This window comes from Nostoc sp. NMS4 (genome assembly GCF_017115095.1).
GTDB lineage: Bacteria > Cyanobacteriota > Cyanobacteriia > Cyanobacteriales > Nostocaceae > Nostoc.
Genome location: NZ_JABXKI010000084.1, coordinates 20,121 through 28,918 on the forward strand (window position 1 = coordinate 20,121; position 8,798 = coordinate 28,918).

The following is an 8,798-nucleotide window of genomic DNA, read 5'->3' on the forward strand; positions in this document are numbered from 1 at the left end:
TCTTCCTCTGTGTCCTCTGCGTCTACTGTGGTTCGTTAAAAAAGAGCGTAGGCAAAGAAAGCCCGCCGTTGGCGTAGCGTCTCATAGAGAATGCATCGCCTATTTTTTCCTAACTAATTATCCGTTTCATCGGGATTTCTATCCAGAACTCACAGCCATTACCAGGTTCAGAAACACACTTGATATTACCACCGTGTTTTTCTACAATAATTTGGTAACTAATAGATAATCCCAAACCAGTACCTTGTCCAGGTTGTTTGGTGGTAAAGAAAGGTTCAAAAATGCGCGATCGCACAATCTCTGGAATCCCACAACCATTGTCAGCGATGCAAATTAGAATAGTATTTCTTTCAGTGACTTCTGTACGAATCCAAATTTTAGGCTTGTCAATTTTTTTTCCACTAGTTGCCGAGTTTTCCAGTGCATCGATTGCATTGTTGAGAATATTCATAAATACCTGATTCATTTGGGCGGCATAGCAGACTACTGGCGGCAATTCACCATATTGTTTAACTACCTCAATAGCAAAAGAATTAGTCTGTGATTGCAGTCGATGTTGTAAAATTAGCAACGTACTATTGATGCCTTCATGAAGATCAACGGGTTTTATTCCTGTTTCATCAAGTCGAGAAAAAATTCGTAACGACAAGACTAGTTGAGAGATCCGCTCTGCCCCCATCTTCATTGAAATCAGAATTTTGGGTAAGTCATCACTAATAAAATCTAAATCTAGTGCTGCTACTTGCTTTTTAATTTCCTCTGTTGCCTTAGGATACTGTTTCTGATACAGGCGTAGTAATTTAAATAAATTTTCGGTATGTTCCTTAACATAAGTCATGTTGCCGTAAATAAAACTAATCGGGTTGTTAATTTCATGTGCTATACCAGCAACTAACTGCCCTAAACCTGCCATTTTTTCACTTTGAATCAACTGGCTCTGAGTGTGCTGTAATTCTTTGAGAGTCTGGGTAATCTCTTCTTTTTGACGTTGAGTTTGTTCGAGCAATTCCGCTTGCTGAAGTCCTACCCCTAACTGAGTACCAATCTGCATCAGCAAATCTATCTCATCTTCTTGCCAATCACGGGGTTTGATATTTTGATAAGCTGCTAGTAATCCCCAGAGTTTCTCACCTTGAAAAATCGGCACAATAATATATGCCCTAGCCTCCATTAGCTCAATTAGGGCAATATAAGGAATAGAATAATCGGTACTGTAAATATCCTTAATAACAAGAGTTTTATCATTAGTAAAATCTCCGTCTTGGGTTTCTTGCAAGTAATTACTTGAGGCAGCTACGCCTGTCGTAGACATCGCAGCCACAATTTTCTTTACTGGTGTCCAACCTGGGGCTAAAGATTCAGCAACAAATTCGCCACTCCAATCAGCCTCAAATCGATAGATTGTCACTCTCTCAACTTCCAATAGCCGCCGGACTTCTTCTGTACTGGTGGCAAAGATGGTGTCAATATCAAGAGACTGGCGAATTTTCTCCACCGTTGCGGCTAAAGCCTTTTCCCTTTGTGCTGCTTTCCGTTCTCGTTCGGCAGCTTGAGCCAGTTTCTGGGCTTGCACCTGCATCTGTTTTAATGACTCAGCTTGCTGTAATGCTACTCCCAATTGAATGCCAACTTGTGCCAATAAGTTGATTTCCTCATCTTGCCAATAACGAGGCTGGGAATTTTGATAAGCTACTAGCAATCCCCACAACTTCTCACCCTGAGAAATTGGGACAAAAGCTTCATTACGTGCATACTTACCTGCTTGCTTTCTTTGCACAAGAACACCTTCTGTCACTGGCTGCGGCTTAACCATTGGTGTCCAGCCATCAACAATGGAATCGGCGACAAATTCGCCACTCCAATCAGGATAGAAGCGGTAAATTGCGACTCGTTCCACTTCTAATAGCCGACGGACTTCTTGAGTAGTGGTTTTAAAGATGGCTTCAATATCAAGAGACTGACGGATTTTTTCTACGGTGTTCGCCAACGCCCTTTGTCTTTCAGCAGCTTTGCTGATGTCTGCTGCTTGGATTTGCATTTGTTGGATAAATTCTGCTTGCTGCAAAGCCACGCCTAGTTGAGTGCCAACTTGGGTAAGCAAGTAAACCTCATCTTTTTGCCAATCACGAGATCCAGCATTTTGATAGGCTGCTAGCAAACCCCAGAGCTTCTCACCGTGGTAAATGGCAACGATCGCATAAGCTCTTGCTTGATATATCTCTAAAATTTTAATGTAGCAGTTGCTAAAGCCTGAATTGTAAATATCATTACAAATCCGGTACACTTCACACCGACTGAAGCTACCACCCTCTGTATCTTGTAAATAAGTATCAGCGACTGGGGGTTTAGCTAAATCTTTGGCGCTACATTCGCTGACGTTCTCTTTCAATTCCGGTCGTTGCGACTGCTGCTCTATGAGGGAAATCCAACCCTCTGCCACTGATTCAAACACGAATTCGCCACTCCAATCGGGATTAAAGCGATAAATAGCCACGCGGTCAGCATTTAGCAGCTGTCTAAGTTCTGCGGTGGTTGTGTGGAAAATGCTTTCCAAATCTAGAGACTGGCGAATTTTCTCAATGGTAATGGCTATGGTTTTCTGCCATTGGGCTGCTTTTTCTCTGGCTTTTGCTTGTGCTAGTTCTGCTGATTGTAGTTTGACTTGTTCCAAGTAATCTGCTTGCTGTAAGGCAACTCCTAGATGTTCGGCGATTAATTGCACAAATTCAATTTCTGAGGCTTCCCATTGCCGAGGACTACCACATTGATGAATACACAACAATCCCCATAAATCTTTACCTTTAATCAAGGGGGCAGTTATATTAGCACGTATTTGGAATCTTTCTAGAATCTGGATGTAGCAATCACTGGCATTAACTTGATAAATATCAGCTATTGCTTTAATCCGACCTTGCTGATATAATTCCGCGAAATCCTCACTAAAGCAGTGATCGCGCAGTTTGGCTGCTAATGCCGAATCCCATTCTGTGGCCACATCTTCATAGATAAATGCCCCTTCCCATGCCAAATCAGGATAAAAACGAAACACGCCAACCCGATCGCTTTTCAGAAGTTGGCGGACTTCAGTGACTGTAGTTTTGAAGATAGTTTCTATGTCTAGAGACTCTCGAATGCGGGCAATAACTCCAGATAAGGCTTTTTGTTGCTCATTCTGACGCAAAGAGCGTGTCACGTCTGAATAAGATTCTTGGCGTTCTGAATTTGGTTCTATGGGTTGAGTAGTAGAGGAGTTTTCCATTCCCAGTGGGACTTTAAATATTGAAAGTCTTCTATCTCATGATTCCCGTTGCGATCGCAAAGGTAACAATTATTTCCTGGGAATGTCATAAAAAACAGTGTAGGGACACGATTAGATCGCGTCCCTACAAAAAGATTTTTCAATCACGAGAAAATTATCGCCGCTTAGGAGTGGCGCTGCGGGTGGCGCGTTTCTCTTCATCTCGGCGACGGCGATCGCGCCAATCTGCCAGAGTCAAATAACCAATACCACCAGTGACTACTACGAGCAGCACTACAGCAAATAAAGCCAAAATACTCAAAAATGGACTTTCCACAATGCCTCTACAGTCCGTTACGTCCCCACACTACCATTGCAATTGACCAAGTGAACACAACTAACAGCGATACCCAACCTAGTGTCAAAATCTCCATAGTCCCATTTTTCAAATAATTACAAAAGGTTTCTAATATTTATCATACAGGGATTGGGCAGACTCAGATTTTTTTATCAATGACATTGGAAGTTTTGCGTGCTATCGCCAAAAAGATACCAAGTTTTCTTGTCAGCTACTACTTTAAGCAATGATTAAAGCCGTCGTTCTACGACGGGGTTTTAGACCCAAGTTTTTGATAAAAAAGTAGCGATCGCGCTTTCTGACTTGATGCTTTGGGAATACTAGGGCTATGCATATATATTTTCAATCCAGCAACCCCTAATATCATGCCGACATTTTTTAACTATCCTTTGCACTCCAACGGTTTTATTGCCCACGGACATTGTTATCTCTGGCAAAGTGGATTAGTTTGGCTGCACATTATTTCTGATGCCACGATCGCTATTGCCTATTATTCTATTCCCTTCCTACTGATTTACTTTATTTCTAAGCGCAAAGATGTTCCTTTCAATGGAATCTTTTTGTTATTTGGTGCTTTTATCATTGCTTGCGGTACCGGACACTTGATAGATATTTGGACGCTTTGGCATGCAGACTATTGGATTGCAGGTGGTTTAAAAGCGATAACTGCCATTATTTCCATATATACGGCATTTGCGTTATTTTATCTCATGCCTCAAGCTCTGATATTACCCAGCCCAACCCAGTTAGAAGTTATTAATCAAGCGCTTTCAACTGAAATTGTCGAGCGTAAGCGCATCGAAAAAGAATTACGCCTTGCAGAAGAAATCGCTCAAAGCTCCAGCCAAGCCAAGAGTGAATTTCTCGCTAATATGAGTCATGAACTACGCACACCTCTCAACGGGATTCTCGGCTATACACAAATTCTTCAACGCACAGAATCTTTGAGTGAAAAAGGACGTAAAGGAATCAGCATCATTTATCAATGTGGCTCTCATCTTTTAACTCTAATTAATGATGTTCTGGATCTCTCCAAAATAGAAGCCCGAAAACTAGAATTGTATCCTGTTGATTTCTACTTACCTGCGTTTATCGATAGCGTGACTGAAATTTCCCGCATCCGAGCAGAACAAAAGGTAATCGTGTTTCACGTCCAACTCGATTCTGATTTGCCAACGGGCATTCATAGTGATGAAAAACGCTTGCGGCAAGTACTAATTAACTTGCTTAGTAATGCAATTAAATTTACTAATCAAGGTAGTGTCACCTTCAAGGTTAAGGTTATTGCTAAACAATCAAATACCAATGGACAGACTAACTATACAATTCGTTTTGAGGTAATAGATACTGGCGCGGGGATAATCGCTGAACAAGCCCAGAAAATCTTCCAGCCCTTTGAACAAGTAGGAAATCAAAAACGACAATCTGAAGGTACAGGCTTGGGATTAGCAATCAGCCAAAACATTGTTTTGTTGATGGGTAGTCAAATTCAAGTACAAAGTGAATTTGGCAAAGGTAGCACTTTTTGGTTTGAGGCAGAATTCCCAGAATCTAAAGACTGGGCAAAAGTTTCTAGAGTGGTTGAGCAAGGAACAATTATTGGTTATCAAGGACAAAGGCGTACTATTTTGATTGCGGATGACAAATGGGAAAATCGATCGGTAATTGTAAATTTACTAGAGCCAGTTGGGTTTACTGTTATAGAAGCTAGTCAGGGTGAAGAAGGGTGGGAAAAGACTCTAACCCACAAACCAGACTTGATTATTACTGACCTCGTGATGCCTATATTGAATGGATTTGAGTTGATCGAACGTTTGCGTCAATCTGAGCAATTTAAAGAGATTGCTGTCATTGCTTCCTCAGCTAGTGTGTTTGCAGCCGACCAGTACAAGAGTATTGATGTAGGTGCAAATGCATTTCTACCAAAGCCTATAGAAGCTGAAACGCTGCTGGAAATGCTACGACAATTTTTGCAACTAGAATGGATTTTTGACGTAAAGGTAAATGAAATCAAAAAAACCGATATAGATGGTTTGGATCGACCAAATGAGATAATTTATCCTACCAACCAGGTTTTACAAGAATTACTCGAACTTACACAAGATGGCGATATTCAAAAAGTTTTGGAATTGTGCAATCAACTTTCTGCGTCTGATGAGCATTTAAGCATTTTCCTTCAGCAAATCATCCAGCTTGCTAGTAATTTCCAACTCAAACGTTTGGAAACTTTTATTCAACAATACATCAATTAATTTGAGTTAAATTTCAATTGTTAATTTATCATGTTCAAGACCTCAAATACCGGATTTATTTTGATTGTGGATGATAATCCTACAAATTTATCTCTCCTATGTGAAGCGCTCAATAGTGAGGGTTTTCGTTTTCGGGTTGCAGTCGATGGAGAAAGTGCGATCGCTCAAGCCGAACGCAATCAACCAGAGTTAATTTTGCTGGATGTACAAATGCCCGGTATTGACGGGTTTGAAACTTGTCGCCGCCTCAAAGCCAATCCTGTTACCCAAAACATTCCGATTATTTTCACCACAGCTTTAGCGGATACGGAAAGCAAAACGAAGGGATTTTCCCTTGGCGCAGTAGATTATATCCCTAAACCGTTTGCCCAAGAGGAAGTCATTGCTAGAGTGCGCGTACATTTACAACTCAAACAATTGACTGAATCTTTAGAACAACAAGTTAGCGATCGCACCAAGGCTTTGCAAAAAGCTCAAGTTCAACTAGTGCAGCAAGAGAAACTATCAACACTCGGAGAGTTAATCGCTGGTATTGGTCATGAAATCAATAACCCCATCAACTTTATTTCTAGCAATATTCCACCCTTGCAAGAATATATTACAGCAGTAACCGAGTTGCTTCTACTGTACGAACAAGAGTATCCAAACCCAACAGCCAAAATTACCAATACTATTAAGAACTTGGATCTGAACTTTGTTCTCGAAGATATGGGAAAAATATTGAACTCACTCGAACTAGGAAGCGAACGAATTCTGAACCTTTCTAGTTCACTCCGCAACTTCTCTCGCTCGGATAGTGATGCCAAAATCTCTGCTGATTTGCACCAAGGAATAGATAGTACACTAATGATTTTGCAACACCGCCTCAATGCTAATAGCGATCGCCCCCGCATTGAAGTTATTAAAAGCTATGGAGAATTACCACAGGTTTACTGCTATCTAGGGCAGATGAATCAAGTATTTATGAACATTCTCGCAAATGCAGTTGATGCTCTTGATGAGGCTATAATGGAAGGCAAAATAAGCAATCTAAATCCTCAGATTAAAATTGCAACAGAAATAGATTCTGAACAATTGGTTATAATTCGGATTGCTGACAATGGGGTTGGTATTCCTGAACGGCTTAAAAAACGTTTGTTTGAGCCGTTGTTTACTACAAAAACTGTTGGCAAAGGTACTGGACTTGGCTTATCCATTGCATATCAAATAGTTGTCGAGAAACACAAAGGTGTTTTAGAAGTGAATTCTCAACCTGGCATGGGAACAGAGTTTATCATCAAAATCCCCACTTGAGAACAACATTTAATTAATTACAAAACTGCTCTAGGATTTATCATATTGGAGAGTGGGGAAAAATTTTTCCAATACCCAATCCCTAATTTATATATAGAGTGAATTCAATTTTAGATCCTCAATTAATGGCAGAACGCATAGAATCCCTCAAAGCTGGAATAATTGGGGGATTATCTGTGTGTTTGGCTTTTGTGACTATTAGTCTGTTGAATACTTTCGTACTGACAAAGTATTTTCAGACACTTGTATGTCTGCAAAGTGATGTTAACTGGCGCTTGTTGGTGAGTCTTGCAGTTGCAACTTTTACTGGTTTCTTATTTGGTGTCACCTACCGCTATATCATCCGCTCCGATAAAAATCCCCAACTCAAAGCTGGTGGCGTGTTAGCCTTTGGCTTGGTGCGCGGATTAACTCAGATAGAACTTGGATGGAATTCTCACAGCACAATTTGGCCTTTTTTGGTGTTGGCGGCAGAAAGTTTGTTATGGTTTACGCTGGCTGCGATACTTCTTGATATCGCTATCCAATTGCGTTGGGTTAAACCTTTTTCATCAATCTCTATTACCTAAATATGAATACTAAAACATCCCACTATTATTTGATAGTCGATCTGGAAGCTACGTGCTGTGATAGTGCGACTATTCCCCGTCACCAAATGGAAATCATTGAAATCGGTGCTGTGATGCTCAATCGAGCAACGTGGGAAATTGATTCAGAGTTTCAGCAATTCATCCAACCTGTGAGACATCCGCAACTAACAGGTTTTTGCACAGAATTGACTAGTATTCGGCAGCAAGATGTTGACGAAGCACCCAAATTTTTAGAGGCAATTTCTCGCTTCAAAGAATGGATGAAATTATTTCCGAATTATATTTTTTGTTCTTGGGGTAATTACGACAAAAAGCAATTTCTTCAAGATTGCGCGTTTCATAATTTCCCTTATCCTTTTACTTCAGAACACATAAATATTAAAGAGGAATTTTCAGAATATCTTGGTGTATCTAAAAAATTTGGGATGGCGCTAGCTCTTAATGAGTTGGGCATAGAATTAAAAGGTACACACCATCGTGGTATTGATGATGCCCGAAATATTGCAGCTATCTACAGACAGATGAAAAACAAAAAATAAGCTGAATAATAGAAAATTTGTAGTTGTGTAGCCCAGCTAAAATAGTGCATAAATCTAGCTATTATGAGTGTGGACAAGATTTTCAAACCGACGATAGGCCTTTACCACAATAAAATTAAGAACCGGATTGATAATTATTATCCTTAGTTAAAGAGATTTTTTCGTGACAAAGTTTGAATTATAGGTTTAACAAAATCAAACTTCAGCTATATTTATTTTGGCTCGAATTAATTGACAAATAAGGTAATATATATGGTATTTGGTTGAATTGGACTGCAAAACAACAGTCTATTATCAGATTAGAAGCCAATAATATTATTGATTTTGAGGCTACAATTTATGATCGGATTTTGGCGAAAAACAATAGTTTTTTTCTTCACAACAATTCTGTTGATAATTCTGCTAATTTCTCATGAAACAGTACCAATAGCTGAGGCACAATCTTCTACACCAACAGCTGCTAGACCGTTTTCTACCATAGCTTATCCTAATAGGTCATTAAGTGCTTTTCCTGCACAGCTAGCACCA

At 40.0% G+C, this 8,798-nt stretch carries 7 protein-coding genes and 1 pseudogene; 5 read left to right on the plus strand and 3 right to left on the minus strand.

The window, feature by feature from the left end; all coding sequences use genetic code 11:
• Nucleotides 1-109: 109 nt before the first annotated feature.
• From HWQ37_RS05465 to petN, 3 genes are all read right to left on the minus strand, one after another.
• Nucleotides 110-3,259 (minus strand): GAF domain-containing protein, encoded by a 3,150-nt coding sequence (locus HWQ37_RS05465; RefSeq protein ID WP_292744698.1) that lies wholly within the window; start codon nucleotides 3,257-3,259, stop codon nucleotides 110-112.
• A 154-nt stretch (nucleotides 3,260-3,413) separates the two neighbouring features.
• Nucleotides 3,414-3,575, minus strand: coding sequence for a hypothetical protein (locus HWQ37_RS05470; RefSeq protein WP_292744700.1), 162 nt, complete (start codon nucleotides 3,573-3,575; stop codon nucleotides 3,414-3,416).
• Between the two features lie 7 nt (nucleotides 3,576-3,582).
• Entirely contained in the window at nucleotides 3,583-3,672 is a 90-nt protein-coding gene (gene petN, locus HWQ37_RS05475; RefSeq protein ID WP_012408302.1) for a cytochrome b6-f complex subunit PetN, read from the minus strand.
• A gap of 289 nt (nucleotides 3,673-3,961) precedes the next feature.
• Here petN and HWQ37_RS05480 point away from each other — a divergent pair, with 289 nt between their 5' ends.
• The 5 genes and pseudogenes from HWQ37_RS05480 to HWQ37_RS05500 form a co-directional block, all read left to right on the plus strand.
• Nucleotides 3,962-5,848 carry an ATP-binding protein gene (locus tag HWQ37_RS05480; protein ID WP_292744702.1) on the plus strand — a complete coding sequence of 629 codons (1,887 nt, stop codon included), beginning with the start codon at nucleotides 3,962-3,964 and terminating at the stop codon, nucleotides 5,846-5,848.
• Between the two features lie 30 nt (nucleotides 5,849-5,878).
• Nucleotides 5,879-7,141: a sensor histidine kinase gene (locus tag HWQ37_RS05485; protein WP_292744704.1), complete on the plus strand. Its 1,263-nt coding sequence runs from the start codon at nucleotides 5,879-5,881 to the stop codon at nucleotides 7,139-7,141.
• A gap of 125 nt (nucleotides 7,142-7,266) precedes the next feature.
• On the plus strand, nucleotides 7,267-7,710 hold the full coding sequence (locus tag HWQ37_RS05490; protein ID WP_292744714.1) for a hypothetical protein: 444 nt from the start codon (nucleotides 7,267-7,269) through the stop codon (nucleotides 7,708-7,710).
• A 2-nt stretch (nucleotides 7,711-7,712) separates the two neighbouring features.
• Entirely contained in the window at nucleotides 7,713-8,270 is a 558-nt protein-coding gene (locus tag HWQ37_RS05495; RefSeq protein WP_292744706.1) for a 3'-5' exonuclease, read from the plus strand.
• Between the two features lie 339 nt (nucleotides 8,271-8,609).
• A pseudogene (locus tag HWQ37_RS05500) lies at nucleotides 8,610-8,798 on the plus strand (superoxide dismutase); the annotation flags it as partial.

Coding starts and splice junctions, on each gene's coding strand:
- HWQ37_RS05465 (WP_292744698.1), bottom strand. CDS start 3,259: ATGGAAAACTCCTCTACTACTCAACCCATAGAACCAAATTCAGAACGC.
- petN (WP_012408302.1), bottom strand. CDS start 3,672: ATGGAGATTTTGACACTAGGTTGGGTATCGCTGTTAGTTGTGTTCACT.
- HWQ37_RS05480 (WP_292744702.1), top strand. CDS start 3,962: ATGCCGACATTTTTTAACTATCCTTTGCACTCCAACGGTTTTATTGCC.
- HWQ37_RS05485 (WP_292744704.1), top strand. CDS start 5,879: ATGTTCAAGACCTCAAATACCGGATTTATTTTGATTGTGGATGATAAT.
- HWQ37_RS05490 (WP_292744714.1), top strand. CDS start 7,267: ATGGCAGAACGCATAGAATCCCTCAAAGCTGGAATAATTGGGGGATTA.
- HWQ37_RS05495 (WP_292744706.1), top strand. CDS start 7,713: ATGAATACTAAAACATCCCACTATTATTTGATAGTCGATCTGGAAGCT.